Annotated in this window: 17 protein-coding genes, 1 tRNA gene and 1 pseudogene; 5 read left to right on the top strand and 14 right to left on the bottom strand. The window is 41.0% G+C overall.

Annotation, left to right across the window (positions count from 1 at the left end):
• Window positions 1-180: 180 nt before the first annotated feature.
• The 9 genes and pseudogenes from HXT37_RS03145 to HXT37_RS03105 form a co-directional block, all read right to left on the bottom strand.
• A tRNA-Leu gene (locus tag HXT37_RS03145) sits at window positions 181-254 on the bottom strand.
• A gap of 233 nt (window positions 255-487) precedes the next feature.
• Complete coding sequence (gene pyk, locus HXT37_RS03140; RefSeq protein WP_103013975.1) at window positions 488-1,927, bottom strand: pyruvate kinase; 1,440 nt, start codon at window positions 1,925-1,927, stop codon at window positions 488-490.
• Between the two features lie 235 nt (window positions 1,928-2,162).
• On the bottom strand, window positions 2,163-4,277 hold the full coding sequence (gene uvrB, locus HXT37_RS03135; RefSeq protein WP_103013974.1) for an excinuclease ABC subunit UvrB: 2,115 nt from the start codon (window positions 4,275-4,277) through the stop codon (window positions 2,163-2,165).
• 36 nt (window positions 4,278-4,313) lie between these two features.
• Window positions 4,314-5,018 carry a dephospho-CoA kinase gene (gene coaE, locus HXT37_RS03130; protein ID WP_103013973.1) on the bottom strand — a complete coding sequence of 235 codons (705 nt, stop codon included), beginning with the start codon at window positions 5,016-5,018 and terminating at the stop codon, window positions 4,314-4,316.
• 69 nt (window positions 5,019-5,087) lie between these two features.
• Window positions 5,088-5,660, bottom strand: coding sequence for a TM2 domain-containing protein (locus tag HXT37_RS03125; protein ID WP_199172890.1), 573 nt, complete (start codon window positions 5,658-5,660; stop codon window positions 5,088-5,090).
• A 224-nt stretch (window positions 5,661-5,884) separates the two neighbouring features.
• A pseudogene (locus HXT37_RS03120) lies at window positions 5,885-6,001 on the bottom strand (dephospho-CoA kinase); the annotation flags it as partial.
• 70 nt (window positions 6,002-6,071) lie between these two features.
• Window positions 6,072-6,401 carry a TM2 domain-containing protein gene (locus HXT37_RS03115; RefSeq protein WP_012914052.1) on the bottom strand — a complete coding sequence of 110 codons (330 nt, stop codon included), beginning with the start codon at window positions 6,399-6,401 and terminating at the stop codon, window positions 6,072-6,074.
• Window positions 6,402-6,651: 250 nt separating this feature from the next.
• A complete protein-coding gene (rpsA, locus tag HXT37_RS03110) occupies window positions 6,652-8,154 on the bottom strand; it encodes a 30S ribosomal protein S1 (RefSeq protein ID WP_012914051.1) in 1,503 nt (500 codons plus the stop codon).
• A 146-nt stretch (window positions 8,155-8,300) separates the two neighbouring features.
• Window positions 8,301-9,185, bottom strand: coding sequence for a bifunctional methylenetetrahydrofolate dehydrogenase/methenyltetrahydrofolate cyclohydrolase (locus tag HXT37_RS03105; protein ID WP_004110747.1), 885 nt, complete (start codon window positions 9,183-9,185; stop codon window positions 8,301-8,303).
• Window positions 9,186-9,306: 121 nt separating this feature from the next.
• On the opposite strand from HXT37_RS03105, the gene HXT37_RS03100 reads away from it, so the two are divergent.
• Window positions 9,307-10,359 carry a metal ABC transporter solute-binding protein, Zn/Mn family gene (locus HXT37_RS03100; protein WP_116994806.1) on the top strand — a complete coding sequence of 351 codons (1,053 nt, stop codon included), beginning with the start codon at window positions 9,307-9,309 and terminating at the stop codon, window positions 10,357-10,359.
• A gap of 212 nt (window positions 10,360-10,571) precedes the next feature.
• Here HXT37_RS03100 and HXT37_RS03095 read toward each other — a convergent pair whose 3' ends face one another.
• On the bottom strand, window positions 10,572-11,168 hold the full coding sequence (locus HXT37_RS03095; protein WP_012914048.1) for a CarD family transcriptional regulator: 597 nt from the start codon (window positions 11,166-11,168) through the stop codon (window positions 10,572-10,574).
• A gap of 134 nt (window positions 11,169-11,302) precedes the next feature.
• On the opposite strand from HXT37_RS03095, the gene glgB reads away from it, so the two are divergent.
• From glgB to HXT37_RS03080, 3 genes are all read left to right on the top strand, one after another.
• Window positions 11,303-13,576: a 1,4-alpha-glucan branching protein GlgB gene (glgB, locus tag HXT37_RS03090; RefSeq protein ID WP_421779743.1), complete on the top strand. Its 2,274-nt coding sequence runs from the start codon at window positions 11,303-11,305 to the stop codon at window positions 13,574-13,576.
• Window positions 13,577-13,592: 16 nt separating this feature from the next.
• On the top strand, window positions 13,593-14,345 hold the full coding sequence (locus HXT37_RS03085; protein ID WP_102155265.1) for a response regulator transcription factor: 753 nt from the start codon (window positions 13,593-13,595) through the stop codon (window positions 14,343-14,345).
• Between the two features lie 61 nt (window positions 14,346-14,406).
• Window positions 14,407-15,582 carry a sensor histidine kinase gene (locus tag HXT37_RS03080; RefSeq protein WP_004110763.1) on the top strand — a complete coding sequence of 392 codons (1,176 nt, stop codon included), beginning with the start codon at window positions 14,407-14,409 and terminating at the stop codon, window positions 15,580-15,582.
• On the opposite strand, the gene HXT37_RS03075 is transcribed toward HXT37_RS03080, so the two are convergent.
• Window positions 15,579-16,472: a ComF family protein gene (locus HXT37_RS03075; protein WP_004110765.1), complete on the bottom strand. Its 894-nt coding sequence runs from the start codon at window positions 16,470-16,472 to the stop codon at window positions 15,579-15,581. The genes HXT37_RS03080 and HXT37_RS03075 overlap by 4 nt on opposite strands.
• Window positions 16,473-16,563: 91 nt before the next feature.
• Complete coding sequence (locus tag HXT37_RS03070; RefSeq protein WP_421779741.1) at window positions 16,564-17,385, bottom strand: HAD-IIB family hydrolase; 822 nt, start codon at window positions 17,383-17,385, stop codon at window positions 16,564-16,566.
• A 119-nt stretch (window positions 17,386-17,504) separates the two neighbouring features.
• On the opposite strand from HXT37_RS03070, the gene HXT37_RS03065 reads away from it, so the two are divergent.
• Complete coding sequence (locus HXT37_RS03065) at window positions 17,505-17,933, top strand: metallopeptidase family protein (RefSeq protein WP_116773771.1); 429 nt, start codon at window positions 17,505-17,507, stop codon at window positions 17,931-17,933.
• A gap of 76 nt (window positions 17,934-18,009) precedes the next feature.
• On the opposite strand, the gene HXT37_RS03060 is transcribed toward HXT37_RS03065, so the two are convergent.
• Window positions 18,010-19,596, bottom strand: coding sequence for a DUF5719 family protein (locus HXT37_RS03060; RefSeq protein ID WP_116773772.1), 1,587 nt, complete (start codon window positions 19,594-19,596; stop codon window positions 18,010-18,012).
• Window positions 19,583-22,984: a glycosyltransferase family 2 protein gene (locus HXT37_RS03055; protein WP_064621808.1), complete on the bottom strand. Its 3,402-nt coding sequence runs from the start codon at window positions 22,982-22,984 to the stop codon at window positions 19,583-19,585. The genes HXT37_RS03060 and HXT37_RS03055 overlap by 14 nt, the downstream gene beginning before the upstream one ends.
• Between the last annotated feature and the right edge of the window lie 201 nt (window positions 22,985-23,185).

Raw genomic sequence — 23,185 nt, 5'->3', positions numbered from 1 at the left:
TTTTTTTACGCTCACTTACTTGCAATTGTGCACTGTGGATCATCGTTGTTCCTTTCACATACGTACAGCACTTTTCATTGTGCGAGAATACTTTTATTATTATACGCTCATTGTTTATGTACAAAACATTAAAATACAAAATAAAAACGTCGCCTAGCAAGCTAAGCGACGTCGTGCACGTGCCCCCGGTGAGACTCGAACTCACACTGCACAGATTTTGAGGCTGTTTCCTCTACCAATTGGGATACAGGGGCATTTTTAATTTTCCGCATTTTTTTGCGACTTGTTGACTATAGCACACTTTAAGCCACATGCAAATAGTTAAAGCGTTTTGCGCGTGTCGCAAATCAACAATATTGATCATACATAACATAATGCGCGCAAACTGCAAAAACAGCTAGCGCGCATTATGCAAACTATACTACTGCGCAAATGCACTTAAACTAGAAGAACTAGCGTATTAGTACAAGAACGCAGAATCAAGCAATTAGTCGCAAGCACCGACGGTGTGAACGTAGATGGAGTCAGTGCGACCAGCCTGGCGTTCACCCTGAGCAGTGCTCAAGATAACAATCTGATCACCATCGGAAACCTTACCGGCTTCACGAAGAACCTTGTCGGTGAAGATCATCAAATCGTGACGATTCATGTCATGGTAATCTTCATCAATCAAGAAGCCTTCAGTGCCCCAGCTCAAAGCCAACCAACGATAAGTGTGCTCATTGTTAGTCAAGCCAAAGATTGGAGCGGTTGGGCGTTCACGAGAAATACGATGAACTGTGCGACCAGTCTGAGTGTAAGCAACAATAGCCTTAGCATTAAGCTTATCTGCCAAGTCAACAGCTGCAGAAGAAACAGCACCGGTGCTAGACATATCAAGCTCAACAGCAGGAATGCGATCATAGCCGTGCTCAGTTGCGTACTGAGAAATACGGGACATGGTCTTTACGGTAACATCTGGGTACTTACCAACAGCAGTTTCGTTAGAAGTCATTGTTGCGTCAGCACCGTCGAGAACAGCATTAGCGCAGTCAGAAGCTTCTGCACGGGTTGGAACTGGAGAGTTAACCATTGTGCCAAGAACTTCAGTAGCAACGATAACTGGCTTTGCATAGCGACGAGAAAGCTCGATGCAACGCTTGGTGACCAGTGGAACCTCTTCGAGAGGCATTTCAACAGCCATATCACCACGAGCAACCATAATGCCATCGAAGGTCTTAACAATCTCTTCCAAGTTTTCAACAGCCTGTGGCTTTTCAATCTTGGCGACGATTGGAATACGACGACCTTCTTCGTCCATGATTTCGTGAGCGCGATCAATATCGGTAGCGAAACGCACGAAGGACATAGCAATAATGTCAGCGCCGGTGCGAATAGCCCAACGAAGATCAGCCTCATCCTTTTCAGTCAAAGCTGGAAGAGAAACTGCAACACCTGGGAGGTTAATGCCCTTGTGGCTGGAAACTGGACCAGCAACAATAACCTTAGTGTGAACGTCGTTGCCTTCTACCTTGGTTACCTCAAGACGAACCTTACCGTCATCGATAAGGATTGGGTCGCCTGCGTGGCAATCTCCTGGCAAGCCCTTAAAAGTTGTAGAAGTGCGGTGCTCGTCACCTTCAACATCATCAGTAGTGATGATGAACTCCTGACCTTCTTCCAAATAAACCTTATCTTCGCCTTCAGCGTTCTTCTCGAACCAGCCGCAGCGAATCTTTGGACCTTGCAAATCAACAAGAGCAGCAACATTGCGGCCAGTGGACTTGGAAGCTGCACGAACGTTGTTGTAAACGCGCAAATGATCTTCAGGAGTGCCGTGAGAACGGTTCAAACGAGCAACATCCATACCGGCTTCAACAAGCTTGGTAATACCTTCCAAGGATTCGGTAGCTGGACCAATAGTATCAACGATTTTGGCTTTACGCATAATGCCTACCTATTTTCTATTTCTGTTTATTTTTTATGAGCGATTTAATGATAGAAACCATAAAACGCCCAATTCCGCTTTCCAGTGTATCAACGTATTGTGACCGCTTATTGTATTTATTCGGCGTTTTGTGAACGCTCACAAAAAATAACATAAAATCGCAGAAAATACTTGTATAACGCTCAGATAATGCTTGAACAATAGTTGAATAATAATTGAGAATAATAGTTATTTTCTAACTTTGAGCATCGCTTATTTGACGCAACTCTTTCTTTAGATCGCGTATCTCGTCGCGCAAACGCGCTGCAAGCTCGAATTGCAACTGCTCTGCAGCAACATGCATCTGCTCATTCAAATTTTTAATCAACGACATAATATCGTCTTGCGGCAACTCAGAAACATTCGCCATACGCTTTTCTTTGCTTTGCTGCCCAAGATTTGGCTCTTTTGGCACGCCATAATGCGAGTTCCCAGCCTTATTAGCATTCCTGTAACCGCCTGCTAGCAAAGTTTGAGTATCAACATCCTCTTTAGCAAGCATGTCGTTCACATCACTAATCTTCTTTCGCAAAGGCTTAGGATCAATTCCATGAGCCTTGTTATACGCGATTTGCTTTTCACGACGGCGCTCTGTCTCGCTAATCGCCTTGCTCATAGCATCAGTAACAGTATCCGCATACATAAGAACAGTTCCAGAAACGTTACGAGCAGCACGACCAATCGTCTGAATAAGCGAACGGTAAGATCTTAAGAAACCTTCCTTATCTGCATCCAAAATCGCAACAAGCGAAACTTCCGGCAAATCCAAACCCTCACGAAGTAAATTAATGCCAACAATCACGTCAATTTTTCCTTCGCGAAGCTCGCGCAAAAGCTCCACTCTGCGCAAAGTATCAACATCCGAATGCAAATACTCAACTTTAATACCAAGCTCAAGGAAGTAATCAGTTAAGTCTTCCGCCATTTTCTTCGTAAGCGTAGTAACAAGAACGCGCTCATCTTTTGCTACTCGCGCCTTGATTTCCGCAAGCAAATCGTCAACCTGCCCTTCCACAGGTCGAACCTCAATCTTAGGGTCAAGCAAGCCAGTTGGGCGAATAATCTGCTCAACTACGCCATCCGAAAGCCCAAGCTCGTAATCTCCAGGCGTTGCAGAAAGATACACAGTTTGACCAACATGCTCCAAAAATTCTTTCCACTTTAACGGGCGATTATCCATTGCAGAAGGCAGCCTAAAGCCATGCTCTACAAGCGTTCTTTTGCGCGAAGCGTCGCCTTCATACATGGCTCCAATTTGCGGAACTGTTACATGTGACTCGTCTAAAACAAGCAAAAAGTCATCTGGGAAAAAGTCAAGCAAAGTATGCGGAGGCGTGCCAGCTGCACGGCCGTCAAAATGCCTAGAATAATTTTCCACTCCTTGGCACACTCCAACCTGGCGGAGCATCTCCAAATCATACGTAGTTCGCATCTCTAAACGCTGAGCTTCCAGCAATTTATTTTGCTTTTTAAGCTGCGCTACTCTTTCATCACGCTCTTTTTCAATCGCCTTTAACGCGCACTCCATGCGCTCAGGTCCTGCAATATAGTGAGATGCTGGGAAAATATGAACGCTACTCTCCTGGCGAATTACTTCCCCCGTAAGCGGATGCAACATGGTAATTCTGTCAATTTCGTCGCCAAAGAACTCAATTCTCACAGCTAATTCTTCGTACACTGGAATAATCTCGACTGTGTCACCTCGCACTCTAAAAGTTCCGCGCGTAAACGCAATATCGTTGCGCTTGTATTGCATGCTCACAAATTGGCGTAATAAATCGTCTCGCTCAAGCTGATCACCAACGCTTAGCATAAGCATTCGCTCGGCATACTCCTCTGGAGTACCAAGGCCGTAAATGCAAGAAACAGTAGCCACAACAACGCAATCCCGTCGAGTAAGTAAATTTGCTGTAGCTGCGTGACGAAGACGCTCAACATCGTCGTTAATATTCGAGTCTTTTTCAATATACGTGTCTGTTTGCGGAATATACGCTTCTGGCTGGTAGTAATCGTAGTAAGACACAAAATAGCTCACAGCATTATCTGGCATAAGCTCACGAAACTCTGCGCAAAGCTGAGCTGCCAAAGTTTTATTCGGCTCAATAATAAGGGTAGGCCTTTGCAAACGCTCAATAAGCCAAGCGGTTGTAGCGGTTTTACCAGTTCCTGTAGCACCCATTAAAACAACGTCGTTTTCGCCGTTTTCAATGCGATTAGCCAGCTCGTCGATTGCTTGCGGCTGATCTCCTGAAGGCTTGTATGGCGCTTTTACTACAAAAGGCTTGTTTGTGCGCTGAATTTTATTCGACATGTATTTACTTCCCCAGTTTTTTACTTCCCCAGTTTTTTACTTCCCCAGTTTCGTCATTTCAGCACTTTTATTGTTTGCGTCACACAACCATGATTTTAGCGTATTGTCAACACTGTTAAGCATCGATTCCATTGGTTTAGTGGAATCAACTACAAAATCTGCGATATTTTTTCGCATTTTACTAGGAAGCTGACTATTTATGCGCGCCAAAGCCTGATCCTCAGTCATATTTCGCTCGCTTATCATTCGTTTAACGCGAATTTCTTGAGGCGCTTCAACAGTAATAATATGGTCAAAACTAAATGGAATGCTGTCGATTACTTGCGCAAGGAGCGGAATATCGTGCACAATAACTGAATTTATACTGTCCAACACGTTGCGATTTTCCTTAGAAATTTTACTAATATACTCGCTTTCATACTTGCTTTCTAAGAGCTTTGCGCAATCATAAATAGCAGGATGAATAAGCGACTCAAGCTTCTTACGATTTGCACAACTCTCATCGGAGTACCCAAAAACATGCTTTGCAATAAACTCGCGATTTAAAGAGCCATCATTCAAAACGACATTCTCCCCAAAAATGCTTACGATTTGCTGAAATACGTAACCTCCTGGCTTCACAACCTCGCGCGATAAAACATCGTAATCTATAACAAAAGCGCCAAGCGAACGCAAATGATTTACTACTGTAGATTTTCCGGCAGCAATTCCGCCCGTTACCGCAATACGCATTATTGTCATATATAAATTATAAGTAATGCCCCAGTAACTAATTACCGGAGCATTATACGCTAAATAATAATTGTAAAATTAGTCTTGAAGTTCAGCTCCATCGGCATCCTTATGCCACTTAGAACCAGGCTGAGAGCAAAGGATGCAAATTCCTTCAATAAATGCCCAAATTCCAGAAACAAAAGCCAGCAAGCCGAAAGAAAGAATAGAAATAAGCAGCTGAGCAACAGCCTTGCCTTTAAAACCAAGATAGAAATTGTGCACACCCAAAGCACCCAAGAAAATGGCTAACAGGCCTGCAGCAATCTTGTTACGAGAGCTTCTGTATGTGTTTGATGAATAATTAGACCCATAGTTAGAGTATGAAGATGCTTGATTGTACTGAGGAGTAGACTGAGAGTACTGACCATATTGCGGCTGAGCATTGTATTGCGGCTGAGCATATGAATTCTGATCATACTGAGTCTGACCATACTGTGGCTGAGCATTGTACTGAGACTGAGCACCGTACTGAGATTGGTTGTTATATTGTGGCTGAGCCTGGTTATACTGCTGGGACTGATCATTGTACTGTGGCTGTCCGTACTGAGTCTGTCCGTCAGAGCCGGAGTAATCTCCAGTTTGATTCTCTAAATCACTCACAATAATCACACTTTCTCTCGTAAGAAATTTATTTTCTTAAAAACTGTATAATAAAAAATTAATAAATCAAAGCGTTATTACTAAAGATATTAAAAGATGCCCCGATGATTACTCACCGAGGGCATCTTATTTATAAGCTTTTAGTAGAAAAATACTTCTTTTCGCTCAAAAGCTGTTCACACAAAGCTGCGAGCTGATCGGAATCAGCTAAAGCACCTTCGATAGAAGTTTCATTCACGCGCTAAAACATCGTAATCTATAGCAAACGCGCCAAGGGAACGCAAATGATTTACTACTGTAGATTTTCCAGCTGCAATTCCGCCCTTTACCGCAATCCGCATCATTGTCATATATGAATTATAAATAATGCCCCAGCAAATAATTACCAGGGCATTGTTTATTAACAATAATTATAAAACACTAATCCTTTAACTCGGCACCATCAGCATCTTTGTGCCACTTACTTCCAGGCTTTGAGCAAAGAATCAAAATACCCTCAACCAATGCCCATATTCCCGTAATAATCAACAGGAACCCAAAGGAAAGAACAGAAATAAGCAGCTGTGCAATCGCCTTTCCTTTAAAACCAAGGTAAAAATTGTGAATACCCAATGTGCCTAAGAAAATCGCTAGCAAACCTGCAACAATTTTCTTGCGCGAGCTTACTAAAGTTGCTTTAGTGTTCTCCTCACTATTTCCATCGTACGAAGGGAACTGAGCATTTTGCTGGTTGTTTTCCAAAGTGTTCATATTTTAACCATCCTTTTAGTAAATACGATTAGTAAATACGATTGACGTTTTACATCATATAATCACGATTATTAAAAGAAAATTGATTGTACCTATATTTAATTACAAAACTTGAGTTATAAAATACTTGTCAAATATACTCAAGATACTCGTAAAACATTATGAACAACAATACGCAAGATGCCCCCGATGATTAGTCACCGAGGGCATCTTACTGTTTTATTTACAAGCTTCTAGTAGAAAGTAGAAACTACTTCTTTTCGTTCAAAAGCTGTTCACGCAAAGCTGCGAGCTGATCGGAATCAGCTAAAGCACCTTCACTAGTTGCTTCAGAAGAATAGTTGGAAGCAACTTCTTCCTTCTTTTCTTCCTTAGCTGGCTTCTTTTCAGCTTCTTCGCTCTGACCGTCAGCAGCAGCAGATTCAGCTGCAGCCGCAAGTTCCTTAGCAGCGAATGCCTTGTGCTCTTCCCAAAGCTGGTGTGCTGCAGCATACTGAGCTTCCCACTCTTCGCGCTGCTGCTCGTAACCGACCATCCATTCGTTAGTGTTTGGATCGAAGCCTTCTGGGTACTTGTAGTTGCCTTCAGCATCATATTCAGCTGGCATACCGTAGAGAGCTGGATCAAAATCTTCAGAATTTGGATCTACAGCTTCAGTAGCTTGCTTCAAGGAGAGGGAGATGCGACGACGATCGAGATCAACGTCGATAACCTTCACGAATACTTCTTCGCCACCCTTAACAACAGTTTCTGGGTTCTCTACGTGACGGTTTGCAAGCTCAGAAATGTGAACCAAGCCCTCAATGCCATCTTCAACGGAGATGAACACACCGAACTGAACAATCTTTGTGACCTTGCCCTTAACTACCTGTCCAGGAACATGAGTGCGAGCGAAGCGCTGCCATGGATCTTCCTGAGTTGCCTTAAGGGAAAGGGAAATACGTTCGCGATCGAGATCAACGTCGAGAACTTCAACGGTAACCTTATCGCCAACCTTAACAACCTCAGATGGGTGATCGATGTGCTTCCAAGAAAGCTCAGACACGTGAATGAGACCGTCAACTCCGCCGAGATCAACAAACGCACCGAAGTTTACGATAGAAGACACAACGCCTTCGCGAATCTGACCCTTCTTAAGCTGCGAGAGGAAGGTCTCGCGAACTTCGGACTGGGTTTCCTCAAGGAACTGGCGACGAGAAAGCACAACATTGTTGCGGTTCTTATCGAGCTCGAGAATCTTAGCCTTAATCTTCTGGCCAATGTATGGAGAAAGATCGCGCACGCGACGCATCTCAACCAAGGAAGCTGGCAAGAAGCCGCGAAGACCGATATCAACAATCAAGCCGCCCTTAACAGCTTCAATAACGGTACCTTCAACGATACCGTCTGCATCCTTAATCTTCTCGATGTCACCCCAAGCACGCTCATACTGTGCACGCTTCTTGGAGAGAATAAGACGTCCTTCCTTGTCTTCCTTAGTTACAACAAGGGCTTCAATGGTGTCGCCAACCTCGACAACATCATCTGGATCAACGTCTTTTTTGATGGAAAGTTCACGGGAAGGAATTACACCTTCAGTTTTGTAGCCGATGTCCAGCAATACTTCGTCGTGATCAATCTTTACGACTGTACCTTCAACTAAATCACCATCATCAAAATTCTTGATGGTTGAATCGACTGCCTTGATGAAGTCTTCTTCGGTGCCAATATCATTAATCGCAACCTTGGCGACTTCGTTATTATTCTCTGCCATTAGTTATTAGTGGTTTCTTCTTGGGGTGGATATTACTCGATATTTAATTATGTATTTATGCTACGTGTGCATACTATGCACACGCTTTGTCGATTTTATATACAGGTATAGCCAAAATTTACGTTTTACTTCGGGCGTGTCGCATTTTATTTGCAATTAGCTGCTCGCTCAGCCATATCTACAACATTCGCCAGCAACATAGCTCGAGTCATCGGACCTACCCCACCAGGATTCGGAGAATACGCTCCAGCAACTTCTCGACAAGCTGAATCAACATCACCTTTTACACGATATCTGCCAGCCTCTTCATCAAAAACACGAGATACACCAACATCAACAAGAACAACGCCAGGTTTAATATCTTCAGGCTTAACAAAACCAGCACAACCCATTGCTGCAATTATTACATCAGAACGGCGCATAATCTCCTGAACATTCCGAGTATGAGTATGGCACAACGTAACAGTTGCATCTACTCCCCTGCGTGTTAACAGAAGACCAATAGTACGCCCAACCGTAATGCCACGACCAAGCACACAAACTTCCTTACCAGAAAGTTCAATACCATACTCATCAAGCAAAGCTAAAATTCCACGCGGCGTGCACGGCAAAGGTGTTGTAATATTACCGGAAATATGCGTAACAAGTTCACCCAAATTATATGGATGCATTCCATCACAATCTTTTGCAGGATCAATAGAAGAAATAACTTTTTGAGCATCAATACCTTTTGGCAATGGCAGTTGCACAATAAATCCAGTACAAAGAGGGTCATTATTTAATTTCTGTAAAGCAGCAAGAATCTCATCTTCACTAGCATCTTCTGGCAGATCGCAACGAATAGAATTAATCCCCACTTCTTCGCAATCACGATGCTTACCAGCAACATATTTCAACGAAGCAGGATCACTACCTACAAGCAACGTACCCAAACCTGGATTAATGCCTTTTTTATGTAAAATAGCAACGCGCGCTGCCAAATCTTTTTTAATTTTACTAGCTAAAGCCTTACCATCTAGCACAATAGTCATAAAAAATTCCTCCCAACTCGCACAATTCGTAAGGATAGGCTATCGTGAAGTATAGAAGATATGGGTCGACTAACAATTTTACGTGCGCCGACGCACCATTATCACGGGAGGAGTCACAGTGATGCGTACCGTTCTTTGTGCAGTAAAGAAGTTTGGAAAAACTGCCATAACATGCCTTATTGCTTCTGCAGTAATACTTGGATTTGCAGCTTGTGGAAAAACTGAGGAAAAACCAAAAGAAAAACCAAAAGCTGCAACAAATATTTCTGTTGTATCCACTGTTGACACCTGGGGTAGCTTAGCTCAAGAGATTGGTGGCTCTGACGTCAAAGTTGAATCAGTTATGACTGGTTCAGATACAGACATATCGTCGTTTAAACCTAGCTCAAAAGATTTAAAAAATATGCAGAATGCACAAGTATTAGTTACAAATGGTGCAGGCTACGATGATTGGGCAAACAAAGTACACCCAGCTAAAGCTGAAGTGCTTAGTGCAGCAGGTACTGTAGGAGCACTTAACGGAGACAATCCATATCTTTGGTTTTCTCACGATGCTAGGAATGCTATGGCATCTGCCATGACTGACACCTTCTCCAAAGTTTTGCCATCAAAAAAGCAAGCTTTTTCTAAGCGACTAGCACAATGGCAGGAAAAGGAAAAGAAATTAACCACCTACTTAAGTGATTTCTCTAAAGAAAATGGTAACGCAAAGTATGCTTCTACATCTCCTATTCTTTTCTGGCTAATGTCTGATGCCAATTTGAAAGATAGCTCACCTAAAGAATATGTTGACTCAGTAAATAACAATAATGAACCAGAACATTCAAGCGTTGAGGAGTTTCAGAAGCTTATTGAAGGTCGCAAAATTGATGTGTTGATTAGCGATAGCCAGCAAGGAAACGATGTTCTGAACTTGCTAAGCGGAATCGCAGGACGCAGCTACACGTCTACAGTACGAGTAAGCGAACTTATGCCAAAATACGCAGATCAGCTTGATAAATGGATTATGAAGATTTGTGACGACCTACATAATGCTGTAAAAGCAACAAAGGATATGCGTAAAGACATTGATGATAAAGAGCCTCAAAAAAAGCCAATCACTGAGAAGCCACATGTAGCAAAGAATACTAATCCTAAAAATTCTAACCAAGGTCAGCAAGATCCAGGCAAGTAAATTTAGGTGAATCTATAAACATAAAAATCCTTGTATTTTACAAATGCAAGGATTTTTTATTATCTGTTTTAAGCAAGAACAAAAGCAAAACATACAATAAATACGTAAGCAAATATATAAGCAAAAGCCCTTCTAACTCGCCGATATACCGACATTTAGAAGGGCTTAAATAATATGAACAATTAATATTTATTTATTTTGCATATCGCAAATCATTTTTTCTTAGATTTCTTGCTACGCTCTTCTAACAGCGCTAAAGTTCGCGATGCAGGCTCTTCTGGAGCTACAGTATGGTGATTTTCATCGCCTTCTTGAGGCTCCTTGTATCCAAGATTCACATCTAAAAGTCGCTCCGCCTCAATCTCATCAATCTTTTCAGACAAAGCAATTTCGGAAATTAAAATACTGCGAGCGCGAGCAAGCATTCGCTTTTCTCCTGCAGATAAACCATGTTCATCAACATCTCGCTGAGATAAATCACGAACTACTTCAGCAATATTGTTAACATCGCCAGTAGCAATCTTCTCTACATTAAGCTTGTAGCGTCTAGACCAATTCATCTCTTTTTCAACTATTGGAGTACGCAAAATCTCAAAAACTTTTGCAACTTCTTGCGCTCCAACAATGTCTCGCACGCCAACTTTTTTAACATTATCGACAGGTACGTTAATTTCTAAACCATCAGATGATAACACTACCAATCGTAAATATTGACGAGTTACACCTTTTACGGTGCGCTCACTAATTTCTTCAACACGAGCCGCACCATGACGAGGATAGACGACCATATCGCCGACTTGATATTCCACAGAACCCTCCGTATGCACAGAAAAACTCATAACAGTTTCCCATAAGGTCACGACTTGAAAAAATTTTCATATTTTTTTCACAATAGCGCGAAACACACGCGACTTACAGCAATAAAGCATGTATGATAGTCAACATGAGTACAGTTACTAACATCAATGAAGATGCAGTCGCAGTTCCAGTCCGACAGGACGTATTAGCTGCGGTGAGCAATGCAGAATATTACAATCCACATGAGGTTCTTGGAGGTCACCTTGGAACTGGCAAAGGTGCCGACACTGTAACCGTCCGCGTATTGCGCCCTATGGCAAAGAAAGTTGTTATTCTTACTAAGAACGGTGAATACGAAGCTAAACACGAATATAACGGCATCTTTACAGCTGTTATTCCTGCAGTAAAGCATACAAAAACAAAGTCTTGGTCTGTTCCTAGTTATCGCGTTTACACTGTGGAAATAGACGGTTCTGAGTCCACAGATGATGATCCTTACCGTTATTTGCCTCAAGTTGGCGAACTTGACATGTACTTATTTGGAGAAGGTCGTCATGAGCGTCTTTGGGAAGCATTAGGCGCACACGTCAAAACGATAACAGATTCATGGGGACTTATATCTCCTGAAACTGGAAAGATGGTAAAGAAAGTTACTGGTACTGCTTTCTCAGTGTGGGCACCAAATGCTCGTGCAGTACGCGTAGTTGGTAACTTTAATTACTGGAATGGTCGTCGCCACGCTATGCGTTCACTCGGCTCTTCTGGCATTTGGGAACTTTTTATTCCAGGAGTTACAGCAGGAGAAGTATATAAGTACGAAATTCTTACACAATCTGGCAATTGGATTATGAAAGCCGATCCAATGGAGCGCTCTCATGAAGTTCCACCAAACACAGGATCTGTTGTTGTTGATTCTGAGTTTAAGTGGCACGATACTGATTGGATGGATGAGCGCGCAAAAACAGATGCTCACAATGGTCCAATAAGCATTTACGAAGTACAAGCTAACAGCTGGAATCGCGATTTGGGTAATTATCGCGAACTTGCTGATCATTTAGTTGATTATGTGCAAAGAGAAGGCTTTACTCACGTCGAGTTTATGCCGTTGACACAATATCCATTCTCTGGATCTTGGGGATATCAAGTAACGGGTTATTATGCAGTAGATTCTCGCCTTGGCTCCCCTGATGACTTTAAGTACTTGGTAGATAAACTCCACAAAGCAGGCATTGGCGTCATTATGGATTGGGTTCCAGCTCACTTCCCTAAGGATGACTTTGCACTCGGTCGTTTTGATGGCACAGCATTATATGAGGATCCTGATCCTATGCGAGGTGAGCATCCTGATTGGGGTACTTACATCTTCAACTTTGGTCGTCATGAAGTTCGTAACTTCTTGGTTGCTAATGCTTGCTTCTGGCTTGATGAATACCATGTTGACGCGTTACGCGTTGATGCAGTATCCTCAATGCTTTACTTGGATTACAGCCGTGAAGCAGGACAGTGGAGACCAAACATCTACGGCGGACGCGAAAATCTTGAAGCAATTGACTTCATTAAGGAAGCAAACGCAACTGCATATAAGAATAATCCTGGCATCATGATGATTGCTGAGGAATCCACTGCTTATCAAGGCGTAACTGCACCAACCGATATGGGCGGCTTAGGATTCGGCTTGAAGTGGAATATGGGCTGGATGCACGACACTTTGCAATATCTTAAAGAGGAACCAATTAATCGTCGTTGGCATCATAACGAAATTACATTCTCAATGGTTTATGCATACTCTGAGCATTATGTGTTGCCATTAAGCCACGATGAAGTTGTGTACGGTAAGGGTTCGTTACTTGGAAAGATGCCAGGAGACGAATGGCAACAGTTCGCAGGATTGCGAGCATTGCTTGCATACCAGTGGTCTCATCCAGGCAAGAACCTTCTGTTCATGGGTGGAGAAATTGGACAGTCCAGCGAATGGAACTTCAATACTTCGCTTAACTGGAATGAGCTGCAATGGCCGTTCCATCAAGGTATGCAAAAGCTTGTTGCAGATTTGAACACTCTATATAAGAGCTCTCGTGCATTCTGGAGTCAAGACTTTACTCCTGATGGTTTCCAGTGGCTTACAAGCGACGATTCCGATCACAATACTTTAAGCTACATGCGTATTGGCGACGACGGAGAAGAAATCGTTGTAGTAGTAAACTTCTCAGGTCAAGCTTGGCAAGACTATCAGGTTGCGTTACCAAAAGGCGGACAGTGGGAAGAGATACTCACAACTGATGATGCAAAGTATTGCGGATCTAATATTCACAACGGCACATTCACTGCTACTGCTGAAGAGTATCATTCTCGACCATACTCTGCAAGAATCACTGTTCCAGCGTTAGGTGCGGTATTCTTGAAGCCAGTACAACACTGAAAGGTCTTTTTAAAATATGCTAAACGCTCCATCAGCTGGCGTAAATGCTCGTACAATTCTCGTTGTTGAGGATGAGCCGGATCTTGCTACAGCAATTGCACAACGCATTACTGCACAAGGCTGGAGAGCAAGAGTCGCTACAGATGGAGCGTCTGCTGTTAGAGCTGCCGAACAACTAAAACCTGATCTCATAATTATGGATATTATGCTTCCTATTATGGATGGGATTGAAGCAACTCGACGAATTATCTCCAAAATGCCTGTTCCTATCCTCATGTTAACAGCACGCGACGCAGAAGCCGATAAAATTGTTGGCTTAAGCGCAGGCGCAGATGATTACATGACTAAACCATTTTCGCCACGTGAGTTAATTGCTCGTTGCGCAGCATTGCTGAGACGCGTAGAACGCGCATCGCAAATAGCAAAGACAATGGAACATGAACGCACAATTAATTTTGGGTCACTTATTATTAGACCTCGTCAAAGACTTGTAACTTTAAACGACAAAGAGGTACATTTTACACCAACTGAGTTTGACTTGCTCGCTACTCTAGCTCGTCATCCTCATACTGTATTTAAGCGTGAAAAGTTACTTGAAGAGGTGTGGGATTGGCCGGATGCTTCTGGAACTCGCACAGTAGATTCACACATTAAGTCTTTGAGACATAAAATTGGATCGGAATGGATTCGTACTGTACACGGAATAGGATACGCATTCGAGCCACCTATTAGTGATTACGACAAAGTTCTGCAATCACAAGTTTCATAAATAATTACTACTTTCATAAATAGTAAATAATTACAACACTTTAGCTTCGGAAAATTCGTAAATGGTATTAGAAAATAAAATAGATAATGCTAATTCTGAGCAATATAAAAATACTAAACAACGTAATTTATTAAATAAAAACTCAAATGCTCAACTTAAAAATAAGTCAAAAATGCGATTTACGAATTCTTCTGTAAAGCATAATTATCCAAATCGACCTGTCGGATTTTTTTCATCTCTAAAAATTGAACTTTCGGCAATTATTGTTTTTGCAACAGCAATTGCTTTCGTAATGGCATGGTTTTTACTTAAAACTGGTCTAAATGGCTGGATTGCAATGCCATTAACACTTATTGTTGCTCTGGGAATTACATACATTTTTTCTAGAGGACTTACAGCACCACTTCGTCAAATGAAAAATGCTGCAGAAGCTATGGCTGACGGAGACTATTCTGTGCGAGTTGCTGTAGAAAATCGTCGTGACGAAGTAGGTAAATTAACTCTTGCATTTAATGAAATGGCAGAAGAACTTGAACATGCAGATCAAATGCGTAGAGAGCTTATAGCAAACGTAAGTCACGAACTGCGCACTCCTGTTTCTGCTTTACAAGCGATGCTTGAAAATCTTGCAGATGGAGTTGTTGATCCTACTCCATCTAATATGGAAGCTATATTAAACCAAACTCATAGACTTGCTGATCTTATTACTTTCCTTCTTGATTTATCTAGAGTTGAAGCAGGCGCGGAAAGCCTTAATATAACTTCATTTAATTTCACAGACTTTATTGACGAAATTATCGAACCACTAGAAATAGCTGATTCAGGTCATAATCATAATATTGAAGTTCAAATTAATGATGAGATTGAATTAACAGGAGATCAAGCTCGCCTTTCGCAACTTTTTACTAATATTATTTCTAACGCTCTAAAACATTCAGATGATGGAACTCGTGTTCTTATAAGTGCTCATATTAATCACAGCCAAAACTCTGTAATATGCAATGTTGTGAATTTTGGAGAACAAATTCCTCAAGAAGATCGCGCCGATATTTTCAGAAGATTTGTTAAAGGAAATCAGCGAATTGGCACAGAATCAGGAGGAACAGGATTAGGATTATCAATTGCTCGTTGGGCTGCACAATTGCACCATGGAACTGTAAAAGTAGTAGACGATAAACGCGGTCCGAACTTTGAAATTGCGCTTCCACTAAACTATAGCAATACAATAGCAAACTAACATTCGTAATCTGCTGTACGATCATCCTTATTGCATACACATGCTAAAGAAAAGCATGCCAAAACAGTAATTCCACTACTCTGTAAAGTTGAAACGCAGCTATTCATAGTTGAGCCAGTAGTTACAATATCATCCAATACAATAGCTTTGTACTCGCGTTGATTTTCAAACTTTTGCTTTCTCAATTCTTTAAAATCGATGCTAAACGCCTTAGAAATTCTGTTAGACCTTCCGCGAAAACCGGAAGTTTGCACTGATTTCGCAGTAATTCTAGCATCCATACTTACAATATCTAAAACGTATGCTCTAATGCCACTATTACACAATCGTTTAGCAACACAATTTGCAACAGGCAACATATGCTTACGTCCACGATGCCTTGATGAATGCTTAGACGACGGGACTGGTATAACAAATATAGGTTTTTCACTTATATAACAAGAATGCGAGCGCAAAAATTTAGATATAACTTCTACTACTAAATCGCCAATAAGTTCACCAAATATTTTGTCACATGCAATATCGAAATGATCCTTCCACAATAATATTGAGCGGCGAACAACCGTAGAATACGAACCACACGCGTAGCGATATCCACATACTGTTCTGGCAAATGGTGCACGTTTCCAGCATTGCAACGCTTTCTTGCAGTTTTCACACAATATATAATCTGGAGTATCACAGCCTGCACATGCGCGAGGCAAAAATAAATTAAATAAAGCAATCGCTACATTCTTCCAACTAGCAAAACGCCAATTTATAAAATCAACATCCTTGTTTTCACATACACCACAAGGTACAGATGCGTGACATGCTAATCCCCCATGAGATGTCACGCTTCTATACTTCTTTTTGTTTTGGTGGTTTATAACCTTGCGTCTCCCAACCATAATGACAGCATATGCGATAGCTTATTGGCTATGCAAATAAAAAATGTTATTGTGGATAAAAGGTATCTTAAAATGAAAAATTAATAAAATTCTATATTTCTAAAATATTAAGTACCTTATTACAAAGCTCTAAAGTATCCGAAGGATTACTTACTTTAATAATTAAAGCTCCTGTAAAGGCAGTAGGATAATCGTTTCCTCCAGGATACATATGATCGCCAATAAAAGTAATTTTTTCAATATTAACATCACAATATTGAGACAGCATTCGCAAAGCTTGAGCTTTATCGTCACCGCGCCTGTATATATCGATGCTAGTATCTCCTCCAGCGCGTACAGCAAAATTAGGTAAAGCTTGAGAAATGCTTTGTGCAAGTTGAGCTTTCAAACAACCGCTAGGATCCCAAGTTTTTTTATATTCAATAGGAGCTAGTTGTCCTAGTGCCGAAAAAGTAATTTGACTACCGCGGTTCTCTATCTGTTCTCCCCACAGCATTGGATCGCCGGGTTCTTTCCAAACGCCTATATTTTTTGCACACTTGTGTATTGCATCAATAACGCATTGCGCTTGCTTAAAATCGATAGTATGCTCATAAACACATTGCAATGACATGTCATTATTCACCCGATAATAACTAGTTCCACTAGTAGGCATTATGTGAATATTTTTAAGATTAGTGCCAGTAGTTAGCATATCTAAAATTTGCTTCTTAACTAACTCTAAGCAGCCACCTGTTATTACAGCAACAGGAATTATATCAATCAGCTTACTTAATGATTCAGCCATCGATTTAAGCATAGGTTTTTTAGAACATGCCAGTGTGTTATCTAAATCAAAAGCAATAAGAGACGATTCAGCAATGCTCAAGTCAAGATTAAACTCATTCCAATCATGCACTATTGGTTTGAGCATTACAAATCCTCCTGACTTTTAAAACCATATATACAGTATTCTATAGTGTGAGCGTATTTCACACACCGCATATTAATTATTTACATATTATTGCCCTAGCCTTCTCGTAAAGTGGAAGCATGACAGGTCTAATTTGGGAAGAACGTCACTATAGGAATAGGCATGGTAGAGGTCTTAGGGCACCAATATTTGGTACTCGCCTGCCACAATATAGAACTGCTAGCGGAATGTTCGATGCTATGGTAGCGGCTCAAATTAGACGTCTTAACAGTGCTTGGAGAGCATTAACTAAAGACATTCAATTTGCAGTAGAAGATGTGCCACCTTCACAACCACTGTTATGGGAACAAAACCGCAGAATACTTTCACAAGCGTTTCCAGCTAGCCGTGGTATGCAATCTAGAATTGTATTGTATAGGCTTCCACTATGCACTCATGTAAGCAGCAGAAGTGAACTTCAATATGCTATCAGAGATGAGCTTGTGCAATGCTTAGCAGAACTATACGGTCGCAGACCAGAAGAAATTGATCCAGATTGGGGTTTGTAAACAATTTTTAAATTAATTAAAATTATTAAGTATTTTAATTAATTTATAGTCGCTTATAGCAATATTTTTATTCGTATTATTGCACAATATGATTGTCAGTTTTAACGTATACCTTCATTTCTTGCGGTTCCAAAGATTGCGCAGAAAGCCAAGAAATACCTGCTATACCAGCCTTATCGATTTCATCTTTATGAATACGGGCAGACAAAGCAACTTTGCTATGCGATTTCGCAATAAACATAACTGCATCGTGCGAAATTTCTGAAACAGGAATTCTTAAAGATGCATTCGCAGGAATCGTTACGTTTTTTGTAGCAGCTAATACACCATTTAAATCAAATCCTTGCAAACGCACAGCAGTATCTTTATCACTTGAAGAAGAAAGGTATAGAGCTGTTTCATTAGCAGAAACAGGCGATACAATTGCGCCACTACCTTGTACGTTAGATGGTGTAATAAAAGCTACATCTGATTGATTATCTTTGCCATCTTTAGTAATGGACATCATTACTTGAGTAGGAACATCTCCACTTACGCTCAAAGCATTAGCATGCTCCGGAACTTTTCCAAGATCGACAACTTGCAAATGGTGTGCTTTTAACGTCAAATTCTTTACTTCTTTAGAACCTGTATCATTCATCCATGAAAGCGTTACATTACCATCTTTATTTGGCCATACATATAACTTAGATTGATCGCCTTCACTAATACCTGAAAGAATATTTGTATTAGATTGAGTGCTTAATTCATGAACAATATCTACACCTTTTACAGATAAGCCACTCATATGAACGACTTTTACAAATGATGCTATAGGTGTCTGCTCGCTTTCAACTTGCACGTATAATCCAGAAGTCTTAGGAGAGGCAGCAGCAAGATCAAAATATGCATGAGAACGAGCAGGAACAGTAGAAGCACTTCCTGTAGAAAGATTTAACTGATTGCTGCCGTGCTCAGCAGACCAAGCTCTAACACGAACAACAGTGGATTTTGAAGCAGCATTAAACGCTTCTAAACGAATAGAAATTCCATCAGCAGATTCTGGAACTAGGAATGTCTGTTTCATAGACGGCATTGAACAGGTAGTTGCAGATAAACCTTTTACGTCACCTTTAGTAGCCCATGAAACCATGGAAGCAGATATTCCAGTGCCAGATCCAACTCGTGACAAATGTCCTTCTAGAACTTGAGCGTCATGATTTACATTATTGTTAGCAATAAAAGCTGACGTATCATCATCAGTTGATTTTGAATTCAACGTAATAGATTGATCATTGTTATCTCGTATGTTACGCAAGCTAGAACTATACACATCTCCAAAAGCACCATAACGAGCAGAAGATTGTAAATCGCCTTCTGATTCGTTATATTCGCTATCACCATATTGAGTCAAATCTGGAAGAGACAATCGAATAGGACAAATAGTTTGCAAACGAGTAGAACCAACACTACTTATAACGCCACTAGATGGAGTATTAGGATTGTCTACAAAGTGAGGCATTGGTAAGCATAATGCAACAACACATGCAGAAGCAATAAGTATTATTGCACTAAAAATAGCAAGTGAGACAATACTGACTATTTTGTTCTTGCGATTAATATCTACATCCGCATTTACTTCACCATGCTTAGAGCCCTCATGAGGATTTTTATGCCAGTTCATCTAATTCCTCCTCATGCCTGTCATCTGAACGTTCTATCATTGCATGTCTGCCAAATCGAGGCACGGCAACAATACAGTACAGCAGTAATACCATAGAAGAAACAATAATCCAAGGAACTCTCCACGCAAGAGGCCTAGATCGATAATACGGAGATGTAGAAGACAACGACTTAGAATCAGGCACACCATCAAATCTGCAATAAGTTCCTTGCGGTGATGAAACAACCAATTGTGTACCGTCAGAAGCGTTAACGTGTGCAATTAATTGTTCAGTAGCTTCTTTGTTAACATTACTCACTGTTTGCACAGAAGGATGTAACAATTGTTGTATTGACATAGAAGTTTTATGGGAAACCTGCTTATTTTCTGAACTATTAACAATATAAATACCGCCAATTCCAAGTTGCTTTAACGTCGAAATTGCGCCATTATCTGCATGAGATAACAATTGTGCTGAGGCACGATATATTGCTTTATTGCTTGATGAATCACCAAACATTACTTGTCTAACACGAAGTGCTGGAGATTCGTCTATTGCATCTCCCTTAGATGTTCGCATAATAGAGATTGACAAATCATGGCTACTTTGAGCTCTTAAAGCAAGTATTCGCCGAGTATCGTCTTTTCGCAAATAATCAGAAACAACCATAGGGAGCTCATTGTTATTTGCGCAAATAGATGTAGCAGGTCCGCTCAATACAGCAAAAAGACCCAAAAGAACCGCCATAGTCAACATGCTACTTGCAAGAACAGCGCGTGCTATGCGAATTATGCGCTGCAACAATTGTGCCGCAGAACGACGCATTGCAGCACGTCTACTTGCACGAGTTTTATAGTTATCAAAAATTTGAGACTCAGATTCCTTCGAAGTACGTAGTGGCTCAAAGCGTCGAACAGCTTGACCGGCAACCATGCACATACAAGATAAAATGCCGACAGTAGATAATGCGACTCCAGGCAAAACGCTTGCAGCAACAGGTCCTGAAATATCGGATGCAACTACAACACGAGCGGCAATAAGAGATAACAGCATTCCGGAAATAATCACAACCCACATCATTCGAGAAACTCGCAAAGCAAAAGGCAAAGTTAATGACGTAACAGCCATAACAACAGCTAGAATTGCAAAAATTACCATTATTATTGTTCTTAAGCTCATCAATGGCATATTAATTTCAACATTAGGAGAAGCCATATTAAAAGCGTGCAACAAAACATCAGCGTAATCGCTTACGCGTGGAGCACCTTGCACACTTCTCAATGGCAAAGCCATACTAGAGAACAATTGACGCCACATTCCAGATTCGCCATATCTAATAGCACTTCCTATTGTAGGAAGCAAAACAATTATCGATGGTATAGGCATAAGCGCGAACATAATACGATGAGAGCGCACCATAATAAACGACGCAATAAAAATAACAATAAGAGGCAAAACAAGCTGCGGTTCTGCAGCTACTGGAACCATAAAGCATAATGCTGCGCATGCTGCACATTGAGTGGATTTAACAGGACGCACAGGATCTTCTGTTACGTACATTCCAACAGCATGGAAGGCAAAAGCAAATGCTGCAGGCAAAAATGCCATAGTCATTAACATTGGCAAATCACCGCGTGCAAACAAACCAAAAGCAATAGCAATCATAGTCCAGCAAATACCAGCGCATACACGCACAGTATCCGAGCGCGTAAATACGCCAGCAAGAGCCCAAAAACTTAAACACATAGCTGGAGCAGCTAAGAAGAACATTAATGTGACAGCCAATAACGGGTTAGCACCAACCACAATTGATGCGATTGCCCAAATACTTAGCCATGGTGCTGGAGGAATTGCAGGTCCAAAACCATCATCAGGAACCCATGCACCAATAGCAGAATTCCATAGTTGATTGAAATCTGCACCCGTTGGTAACCATTGCTGCGCATTCCAAGAAGCACCACTTAAAATTTCACGCCATGGAGAGCCATATAAATTCAATATGACTGCAAAAAGAAGAAGAGACGCAAGAATAACAGCACTCCACCTACGCAACACTCGAATATGCAAATGCCGCTTCGCTAGAGGACTCAACAGCACGAAATGCTGTTGAGCTTGGAAAGCAGAACTACGATCACGCCAACGTGCAACTTGATGACGATCTGCGATAAGAGGAACAAGTCGTTTTAATGGAACACGAGTATTCCTTGCAACCCTTCTGCGAGCAAAAACTGCTCTAGGTAATTGCATAATAGCAAGCCATGGCAAAAGCAGACGAATCCACGCTATATAAGGATGTTTAGCAAACAGCGAATGCAAAGCGCCAACGAAACAAGCAGGCAAACTAAGAATCCATATAAGAGGCCACAAAAAAATACTAATATCAGTGTATTTGTAACGCTGCTTAGCTACGAGAGAAGCTGCTACACCATACTTAGATCCTGAATTATTATGATTTCTAGCATCACCGTTACGAGTACGGATACCTTCTAACCTTGCACGCCTGTGTGCGATACGAGCTGAAGGAACTACAACAACACGACCTCCAGATAGACATACTCTACGACAAAAATCTCTTGATTCGCCAAAAGTTGTCATCCATGGTTGCGTACCGCGTAAAGTCTGCCATGCAGTTAATGTGACTAAAGCACCTGCTAGCGATACTGCATACACATCTCCACGTCCATCATACTGTTCTTGATCTGGCTCGCCGTCAACAGTAAGAGTATGAACACCGTGACGCCAAGCATACATTCCAACGTTGTGCAAGATATTTCCTTGCCAATCAACTTGTTTAGCTCCCAATACTGATGCAGTCGGAGTATTGCGCCAAGTTTCACGCAAATATTCTAAGCAATGGAAGTCTGCAGGACGAGAATCATCATGCAAAAGCCATAATGCAGAAACTCCTGCACAAGGCAAAATCTTGCGCAAAGATTTTTCTATTGCATCTCCAAAAGAATGAGCATAAGAAATAGGAATAATAATTATGTGTACAGATTTATTTTCACTATTGTTTACGCGAGTATTATTTACGCGATTAGTATTTGGTCTATATTTTGAATCGCTATCAATTGCATTATTGGAATCGATATTATTAGCATTCTGCAATAATGATTTCCTAGTATTAATTGCTCCCGCAAGCTTAGATGAATTAATTTTTATTTGTAAATTCGTTTGCATAGTCTGCTTTACTCGACTAGCACAATCGACTATTACTAAAGTTCCAGGAAGAATTGATTGACTTAGTACTGCATGTAACGTATCAGCATAAAAACGAGTATCTCGCTCCACACACATCATTGCCATAATGGACGAATCCACATCATGAGGATGCGCATCTTTCGCAGATGACAGCACCTGTAAAACTTCGTCTTCAAATGTAAGATTATGAGCGGTTATCGAATCCATACTTACCAGTTTACGCAGGGGGTATGTATCCGCCAAAACACAAGTCGTAATTCTAAATAAATTTATACATATTTTATTAATATTTTTGCTCATATTAGCCAGTACGCTTCATACAAATTTAATTAGAATATTTGCGTAATCTTATTAAAATTTTCTTTAAAATATCAAATAATATTCAACATAACCAGATGTCATAAATCT

The sequence above is a fragment of the Gardnerella sp. DNF01151 genome (assembly GCF_049244235.1).
GTDB lineage: Bacteria > Actinomycetota > Actinomycetes > Actinomycetales > Bifidobacteriaceae > Bifidobacterium > Bifidobacterium swidsinskii.
The sequence above is the reverse complement of the archived record's forward strand: the minus strand, read 5'-3'. Positions and strand labels throughout refer to the sequence as shown.

Bases quoted from the DNA above. Each gene is read 5' to 3' on its own strand.
- pyk (WP_103013975.1), bottom strand. From the start codon at position 1,927: ATGCGTAAAGCCAAAATCGTTGATACTATTGGTCCAGCTACCGAATCC.
- uvrB (WP_103013974.1), bottom strand. From the start codon at position 4,277: ATGTCGAATAAAATTCAGCGCACAAACAAGCCTTTTGTAGTAAAAGCG.
- coaE (WP_103013973.1), bottom strand. From the start codon at position 5,018: ATGACAATAATGCGTATTGCGGTAACGGGCGGAATTGCTGCCGGAAAA.
- HXT37_RS03115 (WP_012914052.1), bottom strand. From the start codon at position 6,401: ATGAACACTTTGGAAAACAACCAGCAAAATGCTCAGTTCCCTTCGTAC.
- rpsA (WP_012914051.1), bottom strand. From the start codon at position 8,154: ATGGCAGAGAATAATAACGAAGTCGCCAAGGTTGCGATTAATGATATT.
- HXT37_RS03105 (WP_004110747.1), bottom strand. From the start codon at position 9,185: ATGACTATTGTGCTAGATGGTAAGGCTTTAGCTAGTAAAATTAAAAAA.
- HXT37_RS03100 (WP_116994806.1), top strand. From the start codon at position 9,307: ATGCGTACCGTTCTTTGTGCAGTAAAGAAGTTTGGAAAAACTGCCATA.
- glgB (WP_421779743.1), top strand. From the start codon at position 11,303: ATGAGTACAGTTACTAACATCAATGAAGATGCAGTCGCAGTTCCAGTC.
- HXT37_RS03085 (WP_102155265.1), top strand. From the start codon at position 13,593: ATGCTAAACGCTCCATCAGCTGGCGTAAATGCTCGTACAATTCTCGTT.
- HXT37_RS03080 (WP_004110763.1), top strand. From the start codon at position 14,407: ATGGTATTAGAAAATAAAATAGATAATGCTAATTCTGAGCAATATAAA.
- HXT37_RS03075 (WP_004110765.1), bottom strand. From the start codon at position 16,472: ATGGTTGGGAGACGCAAGGTTATAAACCACCAAAACAAAAAGAAGTAT.
- HXT37_RS03070 (WP_421779741.1), bottom strand. From the start codon at position 17,385: ATGCTCAAACCAATAGTGCATGATTGGAATGAGTTTAATCTTGACTTG.
- HXT37_RS03065 (WP_116773771.1), top strand. From the start codon at position 17,505: ATGACAGGTCTAATTTGGGAAGAACGTCACTATAGGAATAGGCATGGT.
- HXT37_RS03060 (WP_116773772.1), bottom strand. From the start codon at position 19,596: ATGAACTGGCATAAAAATCCTCATGAGGGCTCTAAGCATGGTGAAGTA.
- HXT37_RS03055 (WP_064621808.1), bottom strand. From the start codon at position 22,984: ATGGATTCGATAACCGCTCATAATCTTACATTTGAAGACGAAGTTTTA.